General features: G+C 69.1%; 20 protein-coding genes, 1 tRNA gene and 1 pseudogene. 9 read left to right on the top strand and 13 right to left on the bottom strand.

The window, feature by feature from the left end; translation table 11 throughout:
- Positions 1-37: 37 nt before the first annotated feature.
- The 7 genes from AB7F12_RS19950 to AB7F12_RS19920 all read right to left on the bottom strand — a co-directional run bounded on the left by AB7F12_RS19950 (position 38) and on the right by AB7F12_RS19920 (position 6,242).
- The gene (locus AB7F12_RS19950) at positions 38-1,480 is read right to left on the bottom strand and encodes a tyrosine-type recombinase/integrase (protein WP_428499967.1); all 1,443 of its coding nucleotides are present in this window, start codon (positions 1,478-1,480) and stop codon (positions 38-40) included.
- Complete coding sequence (locus tag AB7F12_RS19945) at positions 1,480-1,668, bottom strand: helix-turn-helix transcriptional regulator (RefSeq protein ID WP_428499968.1); 189 nt, start codon at positions 1,666-1,668, stop codon at positions 1,480-1,482. Before AB7F12_RS19945 ends, AB7F12_RS19950 begins: the two co-directional genes overlap by 1 nt.
- On the bottom strand, positions 1,665-3,323 hold the full coding sequence (locus AB7F12_RS19940) for a replication initiator (RefSeq protein ID WP_428500002.1): 1,659 nt from the start codon (positions 3,321-3,323) through the stop codon (positions 1,665-1,667). The genes AB7F12_RS19945 and AB7F12_RS19940 overlap by 4 nt, the downstream gene beginning before the upstream one ends.
- Before the next feature lie 29 nt (positions 3,324-3,352).
- Complete coding sequence (locus AB7F12_RS19935) at positions 3,353-4,855, bottom strand: FtsK/SpoIIIE domain-containing protein (RefSeq protein ID WP_428499969.1); 1,503 nt, start codon at positions 4,853-4,855, stop codon at positions 3,353-3,355.
- Between the two features lie 157 nt (positions 4,856-5,012).
- Positions 5,013-5,306, bottom strand: coding sequence for a WhiB family transcriptional regulator (locus tag AB7F12_RS19930; protein ID WP_428499970.1), 294 nt, complete (start codon positions 5,304-5,306; stop codon positions 5,013-5,015).
- Positions 5,303-5,701 carry a hypothetical protein gene (locus AB7F12_RS19925; RefSeq protein ID WP_428499971.1) on the bottom strand — a complete coding sequence of 133 codons (399 nt, stop codon included), beginning with the start codon at positions 5,699-5,701 and terminating at the stop codon, positions 5,303-5,305. The genes AB7F12_RS19930 and AB7F12_RS19925 overlap by 4 nt, the downstream gene beginning before the upstream one ends.
- Positions 5,702-5,810: 109 nt before the next feature.
- Positions 5,811-6,242 (bottom strand): plasmid replication, integration and excision activator, encoded by a 432-nt coding sequence (locus AB7F12_RS19920; RefSeq protein ID WP_428499972.1) that lies wholly within the window; start codon positions 6,240-6,242, stop codon positions 5,811-5,813.
- A 128-nt stretch (positions 6,243-6,370) separates the two neighbouring features.
- Between AB7F12_RS19920 and AB7F12_RS19915 the strand changes: the two genes are divergently transcribed.
- The 7 genes from AB7F12_RS19915 (at position 6,371) to AB7F12_RS19885 (ending at position 10,781) form a co-directional block, all read left to right on the top strand.
- A complete protein-coding gene (locus AB7F12_RS19915) occupies positions 6,371-7,213 on the top strand; it encodes a GntR family transcriptional regulator (protein ID WP_428499973.1) in 843 nt (280 codons plus the stop codon).
- Positions 7,210-7,896 (top strand): HAD family hydrolase, encoded by a 687-nt coding sequence (locus AB7F12_RS19910; protein ID WP_428499974.1) that lies wholly within the window; start codon positions 7,210-7,212, stop codon positions 7,894-7,896. The genes AB7F12_RS19915 and AB7F12_RS19910 overlap by 4 nt, the downstream gene beginning before the upstream one ends.
- A gap of 56 nt (positions 7,897-7,952) precedes the next feature.
- A complete protein-coding gene (locus AB7F12_RS19905) occupies positions 7,953-8,603 on the top strand; it encodes a hypothetical protein (RefSeq protein ID WP_428499975.1) in 651 nt (216 codons plus the stop codon).
- Positions 8,600-9,430: a hypothetical protein gene (locus AB7F12_RS19900; RefSeq protein WP_428499976.1), complete on the top strand. Its 831-nt coding sequence runs from the start codon at positions 8,600-8,602 to the stop codon at positions 9,428-9,430. The genes AB7F12_RS19905 and AB7F12_RS19900 overlap by 4 nt, the downstream gene beginning before the upstream one ends.
- 250 nt (positions 9,431-9,680) lie before the next feature.
- Positions 9,681-9,899, top strand: a complete 219-nt coding sequence (locus AB7F12_RS19895) for a ribbon-helix-helix protein, CopG family (RefSeq protein ID WP_428499977.1) — start codon at positions 9,681-9,683, stop codon at positions 9,897-9,899.
- A gap of 187 nt (positions 9,900-10,086) precedes the next feature.
- The gene (locus tag AB7F12_RS19890) at positions 10,087-10,407 is read left to right on the top strand and encodes a hypothetical protein (protein WP_428499978.1); all 321 of its coding nucleotides are present in this window, start codon (positions 10,087-10,089) and stop codon (positions 10,405-10,407) included.
- Between the two features lie 290 nt (positions 10,408-10,697).
- Positions 10,698-10,781: transfer RNA gene (locus tag AB7F12_RS19885), tRNA-Leu, on the top strand.
- Between the two features lie 428 nt (positions 10,782-11,209).
- Here the strand turns inward: AB7F12_RS19885 and AB7F12_RS19880 are convergent.
- From AB7F12_RS19880 to AB7F12_RS19865, 4 genes and pseudogenes are all read right to left on the bottom strand, one after another.
- Positions 11,210-13,042 (bottom strand): alkyl/aryl-sulfatase, encoded by a 1,833-nt coding sequence (locus tag AB7F12_RS19880; protein WP_428499979.1) that lies wholly within the window; start codon positions 13,040-13,042, stop codon positions 11,210-11,212.
- Positions 13,043-13,416: 374 nt separating this feature from the next.
- Entirely contained in the window at positions 13,417-13,977 is a 561-nt protein-coding gene (locus AB7F12_RS19875; protein ID WP_428499980.1) for a hypothetical protein, read from the bottom strand.
- Positions 13,978-14,019: 42 nt separating this feature from the next.
- Positions 14,020-14,429 (bottom strand): annotated as a pseudogene (locus tag AB7F12_RS19870) (hypothetical protein); the annotation flags it as partial.
- 317 nt (positions 14,430-14,746) lie between these two features.
- Positions 14,747-15,082, bottom strand: a complete 336-nt coding sequence (locus AB7F12_RS19865; protein ID WP_428500003.1) for an ArsR/SmtB family transcription factor — start codon at positions 15,080-15,082, stop codon at positions 14,747-14,749.
- A 240-nt stretch (positions 15,083-15,322) separates the two neighbouring features.
- Here AB7F12_RS19865 and AB7F12_RS19860 point away from each other — a divergent pair, with 240 nt between their 5' ends.
- Positions 15,323-15,811, top strand: a complete 489-nt coding sequence (locus tag AB7F12_RS19860) for a nitroreductase/quinone reductase family protein (protein ID WP_428499981.1) — start codon at positions 15,323-15,325, stop codon at positions 15,809-15,811.
- Positions 15,812-16,002: 191 nt separating this feature from the next.
- Here the strand turns inward: AB7F12_RS19860 and AB7F12_RS19855 are convergent, their stop codons facing one another.
- Together AB7F12_RS19855 and AB7F12_RS19850 are read right to left on the bottom strand one after the other, a co-directional pair.
- On the bottom strand, positions 16,003-16,545 hold the full coding sequence (locus AB7F12_RS19855; protein WP_428499982.1) for a dihydrofolate reductase family protein: 543 nt from the start codon (positions 16,543-16,545) through the stop codon (positions 16,003-16,005).
- A 146-nt stretch (positions 16,546-16,691) separates the two neighbouring features.
- A complete protein-coding gene (locus AB7F12_RS19850) occupies positions 16,692-17,429 on the bottom strand; it encodes an SDR family oxidoreductase (protein WP_428499983.1) in 738 nt (245 codons plus the stop codon).
- A gap of 154 nt (positions 17,430-17,583) precedes the next feature.
- Here AB7F12_RS19850 and AB7F12_RS19845 point away from each other — a divergent pair, with 154 nt between their 5' ends.
- A complete protein-coding gene (locus tag AB7F12_RS19845) occupies positions 17,584-18,300 on the top strand; it encodes a TetR/AcrR family transcriptional regulator (protein ID WP_428499984.1) in 717 nt (238 codons plus the stop codon).
- The last annotated feature ends 32 nt before the right edge of the window (positions 18,301-18,332 follow it).

The following is an 18,332-nucleotide window of genomic DNA, read 5'->3' as shown; positions in this document are numbered from 1 at the left end:
GCACCAGGGTGATCATGCTCCTGAGCTGCGAAGACGCTCACTCGCCCGCTCCGGTGCTGTCCGGCTGTCTCCGGTCGGATCCGGCGTCCTCCGACTGCTCACGCCCAATACGCGCCAAAGTTTGACCGCCGAGAGCGGTCGCGATGCGCTGGCGGGCGGCGTCCTCCTGGCCGGCCATGCACTTGGCGTAGATCTGCAGCAGGACGGCGACGCTGTGCCCGGCCCATTCGGCGACCTGGGTGGCCGGAACGCCCGCGTTGAGCCATGTCGAGACGGCGGCGTGCCGGAGGTCGTAGGGCCGCCGAGCCAGAGGTGTCCGGGCCTCGTCCTCGCCCAGGGCGTCCACACGCGCCTTCCGCCAGACCCGGCAATAGGTGCTCTCCGAGAGCTGACCGCCACGCAGACCACGGAACAGCAGCCCGTCCGGGCCGTTGCCGAACGCGTCGAGGTGCTCGCGAAGGAGTGCCGCCAGCTCGGGCGCGCACGGGACGACGCGGGTCTCACCGCGGGCACGGTGCTTGAGCTGACGTTCCTCGCGGCGCTGACCCGAGTCGGTCCAGGAGGCGCCGGCCGACGGTGTGGAGGCCTCCAACAGCAGCTCACCCCAGCCCTCCGCGGGGAGGGACAGGTTCGACGTCCGCAGCGTCGCGGCCTCGGCCGGGCGCAGGCCCGCGAAGTAGAGCGCCCCGAAGAAGGCCACCAGACGCTGCCCGCTGGGCTTCTGCGTGCGGACGGCATCGAGGAGACCGCGTGCCTGGCCAGGGTTGACGACCACGCGCTTGTCGACGCTCTTGACCGTCCGAGGTGCCTTCCAGGCCAGGGCCGTCACCGGGTTGCGGGAGAGGAGACCCCGCTCGACTGCGTACTCGCCGACGTTGACCAGCACACCACGTTGCCGCTGGATCGTGGCCGGCGCTGCGGTCGTCTTGTCAGCTTTACGCGTGAGGGCGTCGAGGGCGCCACGGACCACGGTCGGCTGCCCGAGGTCACCGACGTGCCGCGTGCTGCGCGAGAGCCACGTGAGGGCGCTACACACGTCGTCGGACGCCTCGGCCGGGTCGGTGCGGTGGTTGAACGCCCAGGCCGTGAGCGTCTTCCGCAGGACCTCGTCGTCCGGCCGGCCCCGGTCGGTGGTGAGCAGCGCGAGCGTCACGTTCGTGAGAGCGCGGGCCGTGTTGCGACGCGAGTTCGGAGCCAGGTGCGGCCATTTCATCGCCGAGTACTCCCGAGCGAAGTCGAACCAGGAGACCTTGCGGTCGTTGCGGACCACCGAGACCGGTTGGCCGGACTCGACCTCGAACGCCTCACCGCGACGGGCAGCGGTGACCAGGTCGGATCGGACCGAGTCGGCGAGCGCAGCGGTGCTGTAGGACTCCTTGAACGGGCGGCCAGCGACCGTCCACCGGACGCGATAGGTGGTCTTCCGGGCGCCGGTGTAGACCTCTGTCTTCCAGATCTTGACGTCGTACGAGGTGTCCATCAGGCGGCTTCTTCGCGGTCGTCGAGCCAGCGGTCCAGCTCGGTCCGGCGGATGCGGAGATCACCGTTCGGGAGCTTGATGCAGCGGGGGGCGCGGCCCTTGGCCCGCCACTCGTAGAAGGTCGATCGCGAGATACCGAGGTCGGCACACAGCTCGGCGACGGTCAGCCGCTCGTTGGCCCGGCTCATGCTGCCTCGCTCTCGGTTGCCGAACAGTCGTCAGTGTCAGGTTCTGTGGTGGCCAGGACCGCGGCGTCGTAGTCGGCGCGCCAGCGTTGGCGTTGATGGATCGCGTGGAGCAGCAGGACGGGCCGGGAGGGAACGTCGGGGTCGCCGGGCTTGGTGGTCTCCCACTCGAACGGCCCGTCATCCACGGCGTAGGCGGGTTGCACGCCGGCCTTCGCGAGCAGTTGCCGAACGAAGGTCGACCGCTCCGCGCGATGGTCGGCCAGGCTCTTGTTGGACCACTTCCGCGAGACCAGGACGCGCCGTCCTGCGATGCCGAGGTGTTCGGGTCGGTGGGCCTTGCCCTTGCAGACCCCGGGGACCATCGAGGAGCGGGCGCCCTTGGGCTGGACTCCGAACAGGAGCCAGATCGGGCACCGCGGCGAACAGGGGGTGACCGCGAGCTCGGCGGCCAGGCGGCGGGCGTGTGCGCGCTGTCGGGTGGTGGCGTGCTCGTCGAGGCCGGCGGCCTGGCCCACGGACTTGGTGAGGTATTTCGTGAGGTAGCCGATGTGGCGGCCGGCTTCTTCGGTGCCGCCGAGGATGCCCTTCACGTGGACCTGCTCCCCGAAGGTCACCGTATGCGCCGGGGCGTCGAGGGCGTCGGGGTCGGTGGCTTCATCCCAGGTCGGGAGCGGGGCGCGGGTGTCGGGGTCGACCCAGGCGACGGCGAGGGCGTCCCAGCGCGGCACGTGGTCGCCGCTGTAGACCGCGACGTCGTGGGCCGGCCACCACACCTGGTGATACGTGGCGGCGGCGATCGTGCGGAGTTCGGAGCGGGAGATCGTGCCCCGGATCGCCGCGTGGAAGTGCGGGGCTCCACGCTTCTGCGGTTCGACGGTGCCGAAGTACTGGACGTCCCAGCCGACGCAGCGGCGGGTGTTCTGCCAGAACCGGTCGAGCAGCTTGGGGAAGTGGATCGCGTCGCGTGCGGCGCGGCGGTAGTCGTAGCGGTCCGGGTCGATGGCGGCGCCGTGCTTGTCGACGCGGCCGTAGCTGTCGAGTGTCAGCGTGAGGAACGTGGACGGGCGGTACTTCCCGCCGTAGATCGTGCCGACGGTGCGGTTCTCGACAGGCCGGCGCGGCAGGTTGGGCGCGTCCTGCCGGCGGCGGGTAGAGCGCTTGATCGGGAGCCGGTCCGGCGGGTCGAGCGGGGAGAGGCGGCCCCGGACACCGAGGGCGCGCAACTCCGCGTCGATCTCGGCGACAGTGTCGGCGATGTTCTCGCACTCGGTCTCGTCCCCGGCCTCACGAGCGAGGGCGTGCGCGGCGTGGCGGTCTGCCCGGACGGCCATCAGCTCCTTCTGCGCGTCCGTCGGATCAGCTGGCGCGGTGACGGGCTCGTCCTCGAGGTGCCAGCCCTGGCGGCACTGGACCATCCGCAACCGCCGGGCCTTCTCCGCGCACGGGCGGCACTTGTCCTCCCGCGTCGACCCACAGGGCACCGGGACGACGTCAACGCGGCCGGTGGACAGCTCGATCCGCCGCAGCGCGATCGGACGGACGCAGACCCCGTGGTCCTCGGCGAGCTGGGCGGCGACGTCGTCCGACAGCGCCAGGAGCGCCTTCTGCGCCCGCGAGAGCGTCGACTGGTCGATTGGGCCGTCCGGCAGCGTCACCGGCGGCGGGGGAGGTGCCTCGGTGGCGGTCACGCGGCCTCCCCAAGGGCAGGCGGGTCGATGGACTCGGCGGGGCCGACCGTCGGGGCGAGGGTGAGCGGAGTCGGCCGGCCAGAACGCAGGAACCCGTTCAGCTCGGCGAGGTGCGAGTCGGTCAGATGGAACGCGCGCCCGCGCTGGACTGCCTTGCGCCCCTCGGTCGTCGTCCAGGCGACACCGGGGGTGTCCTCGCTGATCTCGTGCGCAGCAGCGCCACGGGTGCGAGCACCGTCGCCGAGTGCGAGGTCGACCTGATCGGCCTCGTCCAGGCGCAGCGCGATCTTCGTCGGGAAGAGGTGGCGGAAGTCCAGAACAGACTTGCGCGGGTCCTGGACCTGCCCGAGCAGACACACACCAGGCGCGCGGCCCTGAGAGGTGATGACCTGCAGCGCGTTGTTGGCGCGGGTCTTCAGCCCACGGTCGGTCTGGTAGGCGACGACGTCAGCGAGCTCGTCGACCACCAGGAGCACGAACGGCGTCCCCGACGCCGGTGTCCAGGCAGCAGACCCGGCCCGCCGAAGGGCGTCAGCGCGAGACCGGACGAGGCCGGCGACGTGGTCGAGGAGGTCGACGGCGTCGGGTCCGTTGTCGAAGACCAGGCGCTCGAACAGGTGCGGTGCCCGCCCGAGTTCCATCCCGCCCTTGGGGTCGATCCCGAACACCTGCACCTGCCCGGCGGCGATGGCGGGAGCGAGGTGCCAGAGCAGCGACCACATCACCGACGACTTCCCGGCGCCGGTGGAGCCGACGACGAGGAGGTGGTTGCCGAGCAGGCGGGCGTTCCACGGCCGTCCGATCTCGATCGCACCGACCGGCACCTTGCGCAGATCGACGTCCGCAGCGAGTTCGACGAGGGCCGGCGGTGCGATCGGTTCGCGCAGCGGATCGGTGTGGATGAGGTCAAGCCAGATGCGGCGCGGCTTGTCCTGGCGCACCCGGCACGACATGGCACCGAACGAGTGGGCCAACGATTCGGCGCGGGCCACGAACTCCTCGGGACTCTGCCCGTGAAGAAGGCGAACCGAGACACGGTCGCGCCAGCCGTCGGCGCGGACGCGGCGGATACGGGGGTAGTAGTGGGTCGACCCCGCCTTGCGGACGAGGTTCGCGAACCGGGTCGTGCGACGCCACACCCGTCCGTAGACCCAGGCGCGGCGCCATTCCGACGCGATCTGCCGGCGGGCGACGCGATCGAACGAGTCCGGCCACTGCCACCGCCACACCGCCCCAGCCACGATGACCAGGCCGGCGGCGAGAGCGACCCACCACCACGAGGCGGTGAGCCCGACCCACAGCGCCGTAGCCAGGCCGAGCAGCGAGACGGGGTAGCGGTAGACCCGGCGCGCCACGAGGTCGACCAGGCGCACGGCGAGGTAGCCGACGATCACCGGCGCCGCGACGAACAGCGCCTTGCTGGGCAGCATGAGCCACCAGGGCAGGCGAGGGCGCTCGACTTCCAGGGGTGCGGGTGCGGTCCAGTCCTTGCGGCTCATCGCGAACCTGCCTTCCGAGGTCGGCGGCCGGGGACGGCCGAGAGCGGGAACAGCGGGTGTTGGTCGAGGTGGTCCGCGCAGCGACGGCGGTGCGGGTCCGGTCGCTCGACCAGGACGGCGCGGCAGACCTCGCAGCGCACCGGAACGGGCTTGGCGGTCATGCGGCGGCACCGCCCCGCACGGTCGGGCGCAACACGACGACGCTCGCGGAGCGGGTGGCCAATGCGGTGCGTTCGTCGGGGGTGAACCCGGCGACCACACCCCAGCGGCGGGCGGGGTCTTCCCAGCTCATGACGTCGTCGAAGCACAGTGCCCGGACGGGGCAGCCCGCGCAGACCTGGCGTGCGGTGGCGACGGTGGGGGAGGTGGGGTCGAGGTCGAGCGGGAAGAACAGCTCCGGGTCCACGCCTCGGGCGCAGGCGGCGGCAGCGCGCCACTCACGGCCGGTCATGACGCGATCCCGAGGTCGTGGTGGTTGGACATGGCGCCGGCGGCGTCGGAGGTGGGGCGGCGCTGCGCGCGGGCGCGCCAGTCGGTGGCGGCGTCGCGCCAGAACCGGGCGCGGTCCTGCTCCTGGTTCGCGGCGTGGATGACAGCGCGGGTAAACAGCATTGACATGCCAGAGCGGTGGCGGCGGGTCAGGAGCAGCTGCCACCAGGCGGCGCGGCGGGCACAGATCATCGCCAGCCGATCGGCGCGGACCGCGTGCGCGAGGTCGGAGTCGGGCTGTTCGGACGCGACCGCGGAGAACCGGTCGGTCAGGTCGTCGAGGGCGGTCGTGACGCGGTCGGCGACGGGAGGCCGGTTATGCGGCCGGTGGTGCTGGTGGGTGGTGTGGGTGCTCATCTAGGGTTCGTGTCCTTCCGGAATCTGTTGCCTGCCAGGGCATCCGCGGATCGAGGGAGATCGGGGACGAGCTGGTCCTTCGCCGGCTCGTCCCCACCAACAGCGCCGGTCAGGCCGCGTCCTGATTGGCCTTGTGCGGCGCCGGCTTCGCACCGTGATTGCCAGGAGCGCGCATCCCGGACGCGCGGAAGCTGTAGGCCACCCGGGGCCGTCCACCGTTCTCCGCGACGTACGGGGTGACGGTCAGGCCGTCGAACTCGACCGGCCGGAACGGAAGGCCGGCGGCCGCCTCCGGGGGCACCGGCTGATGGACGGCGGCGATCTTCACGACCACCGTCTTGTCCGCCCGCCGCGCCTCCGGGTCCGCGTCCAGCACCGACACCGACCACACCGGCAGACCCGACTCCTTATCGGTCTGCTGCACCGGCCGCCCGGCGCTGGACTTGTCGAAGTCACGCACCGGCTCGACCTCGGACACCACGTAGGCGCCGTGGGGGAAAACGTCGCCCATCGTGACCGTGAACCTGCTCTTGATCGCCATGTCGGCTCCTCTGCTCCAGCTTAGCCAGCTTGGCTAGCCAGGTTGAGAGTAGGACAACATGGCTAGTCAAGCAAGAGGCTGGCTAGGTCGGTTAGCTGAGCTGGGCAGATTGGCCGTAGCATCTGCAAATGGCCCTCGATCCGGACGACCCGCGACCGCCGTACCAGCAGGTGGCGAACGCCCTGCGGGCATCGATCCTCACGCGCAAGCTCGCGCCGGGGGACAAGCTGCCATCGGGCCCACAGCTCTCCGAGCACTACGGCGTTGCTCGCATGACCGTGCAGCAGGCGATCCGCGTGCTCCGCGACGAGGGCCTGGTCGTCTCACGACAGGGCAGCGGGGTGTTCGTCCGAGAGCGCACCGAGCGGCCCGTCGGACTTCGTCCGCACCTCGAACGAGCCTTCGAGCAGACGCGAGTGTCAGTCGACTTCGCCGGCTTCTCCGGCGAGACCCTCCACGGCGCGATCGCCGAACCGCTCGACAAGATTCGGGCCGGCCGGCTGCGTCCGACATCGATCTCGGTCCGCCTGCTCGTGCCGGACCCGTCGGTGCCGTGGGCTCTGCCGGCACAAGTCGACGACCTCGCGGACAGCCCGGCTTTCCGCGCTCGTGCATCGCAGATCGTCCGCCGCCACACAGAGGCGGTCGTCGAAGCGGTGAACGAGCTGGGCGAGCTGGGCTTGGTCGAGGACGCCCGTGCCGAAGTCCGGGCGAGTCCTGCCGTCCCGATGTTCAAGCTCTATGTGATCAACAACGATGAGGTGTTCTTCGGCTACTACCCGGTCGAGCGCCACGACCTCACGCTCGACGGCGAGAAGACGCCCATGTGGGACCTGATGGGCAAGGACGCCGTCCTGTTCCAGCACAACGCCGACTCGGATCCCGAGTCGATGGCGTCGCAGTATGTCCGTCAGTCACGGTTGTGGTTCGAGAGCCTGTGGGACAACGTCGCGCGCCCGTTCTCGTTGTGAAGCTCGCCGAGGTGCTCGACGACGCTCGACACATTCTCCTGGATTTCGACGGCCCTGTTTGCGCCGTGTATGGCGGCACCTCGGATCGCGTCGTCGCCGAGCATTTACGCGGCCTGATCAGTACATCCGGTTGGGAACTGTCGGGCGATGTGAAGGCAACGAGCGACCCTCTCGAAATTCTACGCTATTCGGCCAGCCTGGGTGCGACGCCGCTGCGACTCATCGAGGATGAATTCACCGCTCGGGAGATCGAAGCCGTCGGGGCCGCGACGCCGACACCTGGCCTGAGGGAAGCGTTGGAAGCGCTGACAGATGCAGACCGAACGGTGACGATCGTGAGCAACAACTCTGAGCGAGCCATCAGGGCGTACCTCGACCGCACTTGCCTTCGTCGTCACGTCGCTGGCGTTGTTGGGCGAATCGCTTACGAGCCGACGCGCATGAAGCCGCGGCCGGATCTGCTTCTCGCCGCCGTCTCAGAGCGTGGCGCGGAGCCGACCTCATGCGTCATGATCGGCGATTCGGTGAGCGACATCGAAGCCGCGAAGGCGGCCGGAGTCCCCTCGATCGGCTACGCCAACCGTCCCGTCAAGCGCGCGCGGCTCGAAGCTGCTGCACCGAGTTTCGTCATGGACTCAATGTACGAGATCGCGGTCGCGGCTCGACAAGGTCTCCGAGGGTAGGTCAGCGTCCTCCCATCTCTGGGGTCGACGCTATCGAGCCGTCAAGGCCTGGCACCATGAGCAACATGGACGCGTCGGCAGGTCTGCCCGTATGGGTAGAGCGGCTCGGAATCCGAGATGTTGACTCTGCGGTGGACGTAGCCGAGAAATCCTGGTCGATCATACAGGAGCCGGCGTTCGCAGCCCTTAAGAGTTGGTCGGACGTAACAACTGCAAGCATGGTCTTCTCTGGGTTTCTGGTCAGAGCGCAGGGTCTCCATGAGGGCACTATCAGTGCGGTCCGTGAAGACAATCCGTACGCAGCCTTTACTTTGCTCCGCGCGCTGAGTGAGAACGTCGCTGCGGTGCTCTACGTGATCGACAACCCGAAAAGCCTTGACAAATTCTGGCGTGAGCGCGATACGCGTGGAGTGGCCATTGGGAAGATCACCAACCACGCATTACGGCGAATGGAAAACTTCCGCACGATCTACTCACAGCTCAGCCAGTATGCGCATCCGCACTCTGGCTCATTGCTTGCGGCATTCGACATTACTGAAGCTGGGAGACTTTCGTGGTCATCCACTCCAACCTTCCGGTCCGAATCTGACAAGATCTACTGCTGCGCGTGGGTCTGCGAATTAGCTGAGGCAATGAGTCATCTACTGCGCGAGTACGCGATCAAATTCGGGCTGACGCTCACTCGGTCCGACGAGACGCATTCGTGAGCGCCGACAACGCCGCTCCCAATGAGAGCGCTGCTCCTCGCTCACCGGTTACGTTGCGACTCTCTGCCCAGGATGGGACGACGGAGAATCACGAGATTCGAGAAGCGGACCCGAAGAAGCCTATATATGTCTCGGTTGGTCGTCCAGGGTTGCGATCCGAGATATGGCGAATTTGGGCCAACAAGCCTAGCTCTAGGAAGAGTGACATCTACATCACCGCCAGGCCAATTGCAGGATTTCAGAAGTGGAGCCTTCATGAATCTGGCGACTGGCGGTATCAATGGATTCGTCCGAACCTTGCACGGGAGTACGGCGGGACGGAAGGCCGAATTCTTGACCGATGGCCACGGGGTCCGGAGCTTGCTGGAAGTGTGACCAAGGCAATTTCGATCTATGTCCGAAGCGAAGATGTTGCCCCCATCTTCGAGGAAGTCCGACTCCCGGCGAGCGTGACTTGGCTCCCCGCTCCGCCACCGGGATTCGGCATCGGCATACACATCGCGATTGCCAGGCCGGACGAGGCCGAATTCTCCGTCGATGGTGCATGCCCGTTCGACGGATTTCGACTGGCGAATGGAAGCGTGGTGCTGGCTATGGCGGGAATGCTGCCGGTGACACGCGAAAAGTCAGAGTGGCTTGATTCGAAGATCGCAGAGGAGGTGTCTAGGCGTGGCGCAGCACTCGAGGAAATGACCGCCCCACGCATGGGGCTGTTCGGCTTCGACGACGACGGAAACCGGTTCGTGCACGACCTGGCGCTTCCGGGACCTCCGCTCGAAGACACCGAGGTCGGACATGAAGGCGGCAGCGACCCCGTGACGGCTTAGCAGGAAGCCCGCTTTTTACTGCCGGCAATCGGTCCTGCCCGCTATCCGCTCTGTGATCCGCTGTACTGCCGAATCCGGCTCTATGAGATCAAGGCGCCGCCTCCGGCGGCGCGGGCCGGCCACGCCGGCCCCGCTCGGCTCGCGCGCTCCTGCCTCCGGCCCGCGCGCGGCCGGTGGGTCCGGCTACCCGGCCTACCGGCTCAGGGAGCACCTTGATGTGCGGAGCCGAACGGCTAGATATCGTCGCGTCATGGACACCACCGTGACGCTGCCCGACGACGAAGTCGCGTTCCTCGACGCCGCAGCCGACGCGCTCGGCCTCGAACAATCCGAGGTCATCCGCGTCGCGCTGGGAGTGCTCCGCGACCAGCTGAGTCTCAACGGTCGCAAGCACGCCATCGAGCTTGCACGGGCGAACCCTGCACCGTGGGCCAGCGATCTGCTGGACTGGATCAACAAGGTCAGTTGAGGCGCGCCGCATGAGAGCGTGGATCGCGCTATCAGCTGGGAGCGTTGTTTATGCGCTCGTCGCGGTATGGGCTGCGGGACAGCTCCCGGCCTCGGGTGTGCCGCTCCACTTCGCGGGGTCAGGCGCCGCTGACCGACTCGGGACGCGCAAGGCTGCGACCACCATCTGGGCTTGTATCGGCGGGGCGGTGGCGGTGACCGGCGTCGCGGCGATCCTGGTGGCGAGGCGTGGCTCGCTGAGTGTCTTCAGCATTCCTCACAGGCCCTACTGGACTGCAGAAGAGCGGCTCGCGACCACGCGTCGAATGATCGCCGGCGATGCAGCCGTAGGGGCAAGCGCAACACTCGTGTTTCTGACGTTCGTGCCGCTGGCGACGCTCTACGGCTCGGGGGTGTCCGATGGTGCGGTACCGCCGATTCTTCTTTGGGGGCCGTTGGCTGGCTACATCGCCGGGTTGCTCTGCTGGACAGTTTGGCGAAAGAGGCATCGTTATCGGCCGAAGCACTAGACAGGTGCCCCGGGCTCCGCCCGAACCCGGCACCGCTCAGAGATCAGTCGGGTGCGGCGGGGTGCTGATCTCCTCACGGCGCGCCGAGACGGCTACCGGCCCGTCGGTCGGGGCACAAGGCGGGACTACTTGCCTTGCACCCCGACCGACGGGCCGGAAGGGTGGAACCCGCGCCGCGAGGAGATCAGCACTAGGACCCAGCGTTGGAAGGGCGACGAGGTGGTCCGGTCGAGTGGTCTGCGCCGAACACGTGCCAAAGTTCGGGCGACGAGCCCGCAGACGGCAACTTAGCCGCAGGTCAGAGGCGCTTTCGTGCGTTGATCATGGTTCCCCTTAAAAGGGTCACAGTGTGGGTTCGAATCCCACCGGGGGCACCGGGCCGCACCAGGGTGATCATGCCCCTGAGCTGCGAAGACACTCACTCGTCCGCTCCGGTGCTGTCCGGCTGAGTCCGGCCGGATCCGGCGTTCTCCGACTGTCCACGCCCGGGTGTCCGCTCTCGCCCGGTGCTCCAGCTGGGGCTCCTCGCGCCGGGTACCGCTGCCGATCCATGAAATCTCCGGCGGCGGGAGCGGCGGCAGTTCCCCAGCCGGGCCTCGGGAGCGCGAGATTCGACCGGCCCGCCACGCCGACGTCATCGGGACCTCCGGTGTCCCCACACCGGTCGAGCTGCTCACCGGAGAGGCCGAGCCCCGGCGGCCCGGCTCCGCCGAACCCGACACCGCTCGGTGATCAGGGGAAGGTCCCGGTGCGGGGAGGTCCGTAGCCCGCTCCACGCCGAGGCACCCTCCAGCTCGCGTCGTCAGGGCGTGACGATGTCGAACGTCGGTGCGAACTGGTCGAGCAGGCCCGCGAAGTCGGTGAGCGTGGTCGTGTCGCCGGTGACGGTTATCCGCTCCTCCTTCGCCAGTCTCTCTGCGGTGCCCGGCTGCAGCAGGGCCGTGACGAGCTCGGCCTTGGGGCCACGAATCGTCAGCTGCGCGGCCGAGGATCTGCCTCGACGAGCGTGCAACACCCCGTTCTTGATCCACATCGTCCACGTCTGCCCGTGGTCGGTGAAGTCGAGGTCGATGCGCAGGTCGACGTCGGCTGCTGCTGGACCGTTGAGGTGCACGGCGACGAAGTCGAAGAGGATTCCGACCGGCATGGCGAGGATGGTGTCCGGACTGGCTGTTTCGAACGGCGGGGGCTGCACCCCTTCGCGCAGCTCCAGGGCTGCGCCGAGGTAGATTCCGCGCCATTGCGGGCCCTCGATCTGGTAGCCGAGCTGCTCGTAGGCGTCGGCCTGGAGCTGCCTGGCCTCGTGGTTGTCCGGTTGGGTAAACACGAGGTGGTGCAGGATCTGGGTGGCCCAGCGGTAGTCACCCACCTCGATGGCCCGGCGGCCCTCGGCGAGAATCCGGTCGGCGCCGATCAGGTCGACGTAACGGTTGGCCGTCTCGACGGGCGGGTGGGGGTGCAGCGAGACCGGGTCGCCGTCCCACATGCCCAGTTCCTTGGTGTAGACCGCGCGCACGTCGTGGTGCAGCGTGCCGTGATAGCCGCGGTTGTACCAGGCGCGCCGCAGCTGCTCGGGCAGCTCGATGTGCTCGGCGGCCTCCAACGGCGTGTAGCCGAGGTTGGCCAGCCGCAGCGCCTGGTCGTGGATGTACTTGTACGTGTCGCGCTGGGACTCCAGGAACCCGGTGACCTTCGTGTTGTCCCAGACCGGCCAGGTGTGGGTGCCGTAGTGCACCTCGACGTCGTCGCCCCATCGTTCTAGGGTCTCGTCCAGGTAGCGGGCGAAGTTGCGGGCGTCGCGGGTTCGCGCCCCGCGCAGCGTCTGGATGTTGTGCAGCGTGTGGTTTGCGTTCTCCGCGCACGTCAGGGCCTTGAGCTGGGGTATCCAGATGTGCATCTCCTCCGGGGCCTCGGTGTCCGGGGCATAGAGGAACTCGAACTCCAGCCCAGCCAGCTCACGCCTGGTCCCGGTCTCGGTGATCCCGTCGGTGGGCGAGAGGTAGGAGATGCTCGGACCGTGTGGGGTGGCGATGCCGATGCCGCACGTGAGCATGCCCTTGGGCTGGAACTCCAGCAGGCTGCCGAACGCGTAGAACGCCCGGCGCGACATCGCATTGCCCGCCACGACGTTCTCGCCGATCGCATGCTCGTCGAACGACGCGATCGTGCCCGGAGCGATGATCGGCACCTTGCCCGACGCCACGTCTGCCGGATCGACCAGGCCCTTGATCCCCCCGTAGTGGTCGATGTGCGTATGGGTGTAGATCACCGCAACTACCGGCTCGTCGCTCACGTGCTCGCGGAACAGCGCCAGACCCTGAGCGGCGGCCTCCACGGTCATCGTGCAGTCGACGATCACCAGGCCGTCCGGGCCTTCCACGATCGTGAGGTTGGCGATGTCGTTGTTGCGGACCTGGTACAGCCGGTCGGCGACCTTGTACAAGCCGCTCTTGGCCATCACCTGCGACTGCCGCCACAGGCTCGGGTTCACCGTGTCCGGCCGTTCAGCGTCTTCGGCGAGGAAGTCGAACCACTTCGGGTCGAAGATCGTGTGACCATCCGGGCCGGTCAACGGGCCAGGGATCGGGGCGATGAACCCACGGTCCGCGTCGAGGAAGTCCTGCCGGTTGTCCATGTCGTACAAGTCGACCGCTTCACGGTTGCCGCGCCTGGTCGCCTGCGTGGCTTCCTTTGGTTGATACGACATCCTGATACCTCCGAAGAAGCAGTCCCGGTGACGCCGGCACGCTCAGGATCGCGCCGCGGCCCGGCCGCCGCCTCATCCGTCGTTGATGACTTTCACCGCCCTGCGCTGCGGTCCGATCTCTCCGAAGTAGACGACGTCGGTGCCGTGCACGCCCTGAACGAGGACGGCCACGGTCTCCCATGATCGGCGCGCGCGATGGCCTGCTCTCACGGCGTTGCGTGCGTGCCCCTGAGCTGTGCAGACGCTCGTTCGTCCGCTTGCTCCGGTGCTGTCCGGCCCCAGCGGCCCGGTCCTCGGCTCGTTCACAGGATGCGTCTCGGGGCGGCTCTCCGTCCGGACGCCAGATCGAGCGTCGCCAGCTCGGCGCCGCCCGGAGCGAGAGCGCGCACCTGAGGCGGTCGCGTCGTCCAGACCACGAGCAGGCGCCCGTGTCGCGGGACGGTTCTGCGATCGTCGCCGACGACGACTGTCGTCGCCTCCGCCGCGACCAGCAGCCCGGCATGGTTCACGAACGAATCGGTGAGCGCACGGGGCGACCATCGGCCGAGACTGGTGCTGCCACCTCCCCGGGACACGAGCACGCCCGGAAGCTCGGCAGCGCGCGGCCGATCCGCGAGACCGTCCTCGGCGTCGGAGTGGCCTCCACCGCCGAGGTATGTCCAGGTCCCGTCCCGCCGGGTCAACGTGTGGAACTCGTGCCAGAAGGTGTTGTGACCGCGGCGGACGAACCATGTCGCTGCCACGTCGTCCCGCACGTCGTACGCCACCGCCGCGAACCTGCGTCGGCGGCTCAGCCGGACGGGGTCGGCCTCCAGGCCCGACTCGATGAGGCGGATGCTCTCCGCGAGCAGGTCGTATGCCACGTGTCGGACCGTAGCCACGTATGGCTGTGTCGACCTCCCATTTCAGGCACGGGCGCCAACGGAACCCGGCACCGACCTCCTCCCGGCACCGAGACGGCTACCGGCCCACCTGCCGGGGCGCGGGCGGTTCGGTGGCGAGCGTGCGGAGGTCGCGGACGCGCCCGTAGATCGGATGGGCCGGACCTCGTCGACGGCGCGGCCGGCGGGGTGGGGGACCGGCCGGTCCAGGTACCGCTCCCCCGGGAAGACCGGGCAGGCGTCGCGCAGCCCATGGTGACGACGACGTCGGCTGCCTGCACGGCGTCCGCGGTGAGCTTCTCGGGGAACTCGTGGGCCAGGTCGATCCCGAGCTCGGCCATGACGGCGCGGACGGCGGGGTCGATCGCGGCGGCCGGTGCGGAGCCGGCGGAGGTGACCCGGACGCGGCCGAACGTGGCGTTGGTCAGAACTGCGCCGGGAATGGCCCCGACGGTCTGCGCCAGCGTGTGGGTAGCGATGTCACGGGGAGACGGTCGGCGCGGCGTCGGGCGAGCAGCCATGCCGCCGCGGTGACCACCGGGTTGAAATGGGGCGCCCGAGACGGGGCCGAACATCAGGATCAGCGCGGCGAGGCCCAGCGCGGTGGTGATCGGGTTCTGCAGGAGCTGCAGGCCGGCGTCCCCGGGGTGAGCCGGGATGCGGCGATTCCGGCGCCGACCACGATCGTCACGAGCAGTGCGGTCCGACCGCTTCGGCGAGCAGGCGGCGGGCGAGCGGGCTCGTGGCCGGGTCAGGTCGTCGGGGTGAGGTCGAGCAGCGTCGACACCTGCGCGAACCGTCCGGGTACGACGCGGTCGTAGACCCAGGTCCCGCGTCGCTCACCCGTGATCAGGCCGGCCTCCCGCGGCACCTTGAGGTGGTGGGAGATCGTCGGGCCGCTCAGGTCGAACACGCCGGTCAGCTCGCACACGCAGGCTTCGCCGCCCTGGTGGGAGGCGATCAGCGACAGCAGTCGCAGCCGCACGGGGTCGCCCATCGCCTTGAACACGGGGGCGAGCTCGGCCGCGCGCTGCTCGCCGAAGGGTTCGCTGGTCAGCGGGGAGCAGTGGGAGGTCGACACGGTCAAGGCCGACGCCCCGGGCGCCACGACGATCCATCCCTTCGGGGTCTCGCCGGACGCATCGTGCGAGTGCGGCGCCCCGGTCGGCGTGTGCACGGATGCCTCCGTGCAGTGCTGCGGCTGACCCTCCCGGTGGGCGCCGGGAACCGATCCGGTCCGACCCCGCCGGGACCGCGCCTCCGACGCGGCTCGACACACGCCCCGTGGCGGGCGGATGCTGCTGCGTCACGACGAGGAGGCGGGCGGATGGGTTTCCGGCCGAGCCCGAACGGCACCTACGGCAGCAAGCAGCCCGCCAACAAGGGCATCGAAGGGCTTGTCGGTCGCTGGCTGGTCCGCCTCGCGCGCAGGCGCCGCAGATCGGTCGCCCGCAACGGCGTGCTCGCCCTCACCACGGTCGGCGCGAGGACCGGGCTGCAACGCACGAGCCCGGTCGGCTACTTCGTCGACGGCGACGGGTGGATCATCTGGGCGACCGCGGCCGGCGCGAAGAACCACCCGGCCTGGTACTTCAACCTCGCCGCCGATCGCGACTCCGCGGTCATCGAGGTGGCCGGCCGGCGGATACCCGTGACCGCGACGCAGCTCGACGCCGGCGCTGCCGACGCGAAGATGGCCGCGTTGCTGGCGACCTCGAACGCGGTGATGCGTCGCAGATTCGCCGGCTACCGGGCTGCGACGGACCGGGTCATCCCGGTGATCCGGCTCAGTCCGCGGGTCGACGCACCGCCGTGATCGTCACGGCCGAGTGCGTTCAGGCGATTGCGCGGGATGCCGCCCGAGCGGCGCTGTCCGCGGCGTGCGGGTTCGGGCACACGGCGGGTCCAGCGAGTTCGCGCCGTCGCTGATCGAGTGCCGACACGGTCGGGGCGCCGGGCCGGCGGCCAGGAGCGCGTCCGCCCTCCCGTTCCGTGGTCGTGACGGGTCTACCTCCGCACGCGGAAGCGGAGCATGGTCACGGCGCCCGACTGCTGGTTGTCGAACGGTTCGAGGTCGATCCGGCCCAGCCCGGAGGTCGAGAAGCGGACACCGTCGCCGAGCAGCACGGGCACGACGTAGACGAGGACCTCGTCGACGAGGCCCGCGCGCAGGCACTGGCTCGCCAGGTCGGCGCCGAGGATCTCGAGGTTCTTCCCGCCCGCCGCGGCGCGGGCCGTCTCGACGGCCTCCGCGAGCTCACAGCTCAGGAACGTCACCCCTCGCTCGGGCTCGGCAGGCGGGCGGTGGGTCAGGACGAACACCGGGCCGCCCTCGTAGTCGATGTCCTCGACCGCGATCCGCTTGCCCACCTCGTGGGTGCCCCGGCCGACGAGCATGGCACCGGTGGCCGGCATGACCTCGGGGAACGCGTCGTTGTTCAGGTACTCGAAGATCCATTCCATCGCGTGGTCGGGGCCCGCGATGAACCCGTCGAGAGACATCGCCCTGTTCACGACGACCTTGCCCCTGCCGGCGTCCGTTTCAGTCATGCCGGTAGGACCGGCGGCAGGGCGCGAACTCATCGGCGAGATGCACATCAGCGCTGTCGAGCGCCGGACGCACGACCCTGATGTGCATCTCGGCGGGCGGCGCGGTCCCGGTGAGTTCCACGGGCGGGGGTGAGGGTGCGGACCGCTCAGGCGAGGCCGCCGTTGACGAAGATCGTCTGGCCGTTGATCCAGCGTGCGGGACCGGCGAGCTGGGCGACGGTGGTCGCGATGTCCTCGGGGCGGCCGAGGCGCTCGAGCGGGGTGGCCTTGGTGAGCGCCGCGATGGTCTGGTCGTTGTTGCTGTCGAAGAACAGCGGCGTCGCGGTCGGGCCGGGGGCGACGGCGTTGACGGTGATGTCGCGGCCCCGCAGTTCCCGGGCGAGGATCAGGGTCAGTCCCTCGACGGCTGCCTTGGTGGCGACGTAGGGCCCGTACTTGGGCAGCCGGGTGCGGGTCACCGAGGTCGAGAAGTTGATGATGGCGCCACCGTCGCGGACGCGGCGGGCCGCCTGCTGGGACACGACGAACGCGCCGCGGAGGTTGGTGCGCACGATCTGGTCGAACTGGTCCAGGTCGTACTCGGCGATGGGCCCGAGGACCATGATCCCGGCGGTGTTGATCACCACGTCGATGCCGCCGAAGGCGGTCTCGACGGTGTCGAAGGCTGCGGCCATGGCGTGCTCGTCGGCGACGTCACCACCGACGGCGACGGCCTGACCGCCGGAGCCGGTGATCTTCTCGACGAGGGTGTCGGCTTTCGCCTTGTTGCCCGCGTAGTGCACGCCGACGGCGAATCCGTCGGTGACGAGCGCGTCGATGACGGCTTCGCCGATGCCGCCGGTTCCGCCGGTCACGAGCGCGACGCGGGGAGTGTTGGTCAACATGGATGGCCACCTGTTCTGTTCGTCCGGCCACGGCCGAAGCACTGATATCTCTGAACGCGATCGACGATACGACGACCGTATCGGCGCGGCCACGTGATGAGTATCATTGATACGTCCGGTTCAGTGCTACCGCTCGGAGCGTAGCGTTGAAACCGTGACTGTCACTGCCCCTACGCTGCGCTCACGGATGCTCCAGGCCGCCGAGGAGCAGCTGGCCGCATCGGCCGACAACGACATCTCGACCCGTGCCGTGTGCGAGGCAGTCGGGGTCGGCCAGCCGGCGCTGTACCGCATCTTCAAGGACAAGGCCGGGCTGCTCGCTGCGCTCGTGGACCACGGGTTCGAGCGCTACGTCGACCGCAAACGCAGCCTCGAGCAGACCGACGACCCCGTTGCCGACCTGCGCGCGGGCTGGGACGACCACATCGCCTTCGCGCGTGAGAATCCCGCCACGTACCGCCTGATGTTCTCGCCGACACTCACACGCCGCCCCGCCGCGCCGCAGGTGATCTTCGACCTGCTGGCCGCCACGTTGGAGCGGTGCGCCCGCGACGGCACCCTGCGACTTCCGGTCGGGCCGGCAGCTCAGCGCATCCTGTCCGCCAACGTCGGCGTTGCGCTGGCGATTCTCGTCAACCCCGAGATCTACTCCGACCCGCAGCTGTCCGCGGGTGTCCGCGACGCCGTCTTCGCCGCCTGCCTGGACACAGCCGGCGCCCCTGACGTGACACGCGGCATCGCGCCGACCGCGATCCAGCTCGCCGCGCAGCTACGCGGGGCGCCTCCGGCGGAGCTCGGTGACGAGGAACGACACCTGATGCTCAAGTGGCTCGGCCGGCTCAGCGCGGAGTCCGCCCCGGACCCTGGCTGAGCCCGGCGGCGATCGGCGGACGTGACCGGGGC

Source organism: Pseudonocardia sp., assembly GCF_050250275.1.
GTDB lineage: Bacteria > Actinomycetota > Actinomycetes > Mycobacteriales > Pseudonocardiaceae > Pseudonocardia.
This window is presented reverse-complemented; position numbering and strand designations above follow the sequence as displayed.

Bases quoted from the DNA above. Each gene is read 5' to 3' on its own strand.
- AB7F12_RS19935 (WP_428499969.1), bottom strand. From the start codon at position 4,855: ATGAGCCGCAAGGACTGGACCGCACCCGCACCCCTGGAAGTCGAGCGC.
- AB7F12_RS19925 (WP_428499971.1), bottom strand. From the start codon at position 5,701: ATGAGCACCCACACCACCCACCAGCACCACCGGCCGCATAACCGGCCT.
- AB7F12_RS19880 (WP_428499979.1), bottom strand. From the start codon at position 13,042: ATGGACAACCGGCAGGACTTCCTCGACGCGGACCGTGGGTTCATCGCC.
- AB7F12_RS19895 (WP_428499977.1), top strand. From the start codon at position 9,681: ATGGACACCACCGTGACGCTGCCCGACGACGAAGTCGCGTTCCTCGAC.
- AB7F12_RS19855 (WP_428499982.1), bottom strand. From the start codon at position 16,545: ATGACTGAAACGGACGCCGGCAGGGGCAAGGTCGTCGTGAACAGGGCG.
- AB7F12_RS19905 (WP_428499975.1), top strand. From the start codon at position 7,953: ATGAGCAACATGGACGCGTCGGCAGGTCTGCCCGTATGGGTAGAGCGG.
- AB7F12_RS19950 (WP_428499967.1), bottom strand. From the start codon at position 1,480: ATGGACACCTCGTACGACGTCAAGATCTGGAAGACAGAGGTCTACACC.
- AB7F12_RS19915 (WP_428499973.1), top strand. From the start codon at position 6,371: ATGGCCCTCGATCCGGACGACCCGCGACCGCCGTACCAGCAGGTGGCG.
- AB7F12_RS19920 (WP_428499972.1), bottom strand. From the start codon at position 6,242: ATGGCGATCAAGAGCAGGTTCACGGTCACGATGGGCGACGTTTTCCCC.
- AB7F12_RS19945 (WP_428499968.1), bottom strand. From the start codon at position 1,668: ATGAGCCGGGCCAACGAGCGGCTGACCGTCGCCGAGCTGTGTGCCGAC.
- AB7F12_RS19930 (WP_428499970.1), bottom strand. From the start codon at position 5,306: ATGACCGGCCGTGAGTGGCGCGCTGCCGCCGCCTGCGCCCGAGGCGTG.
- AB7F12_RS19860 (WP_428499981.1), top strand. From the start codon at position 15,323: ATGGGTTTCCGGCCGAGCCCGAACGGCACCTACGGCAGCAAGCAGCCC.
- AB7F12_RS19850 (WP_428499983.1), bottom strand. From the start codon at position 17,429: ATGTTGACCAACACTCCCCGCGTCGCGCTCGTGACCGGCGGAACCGGC.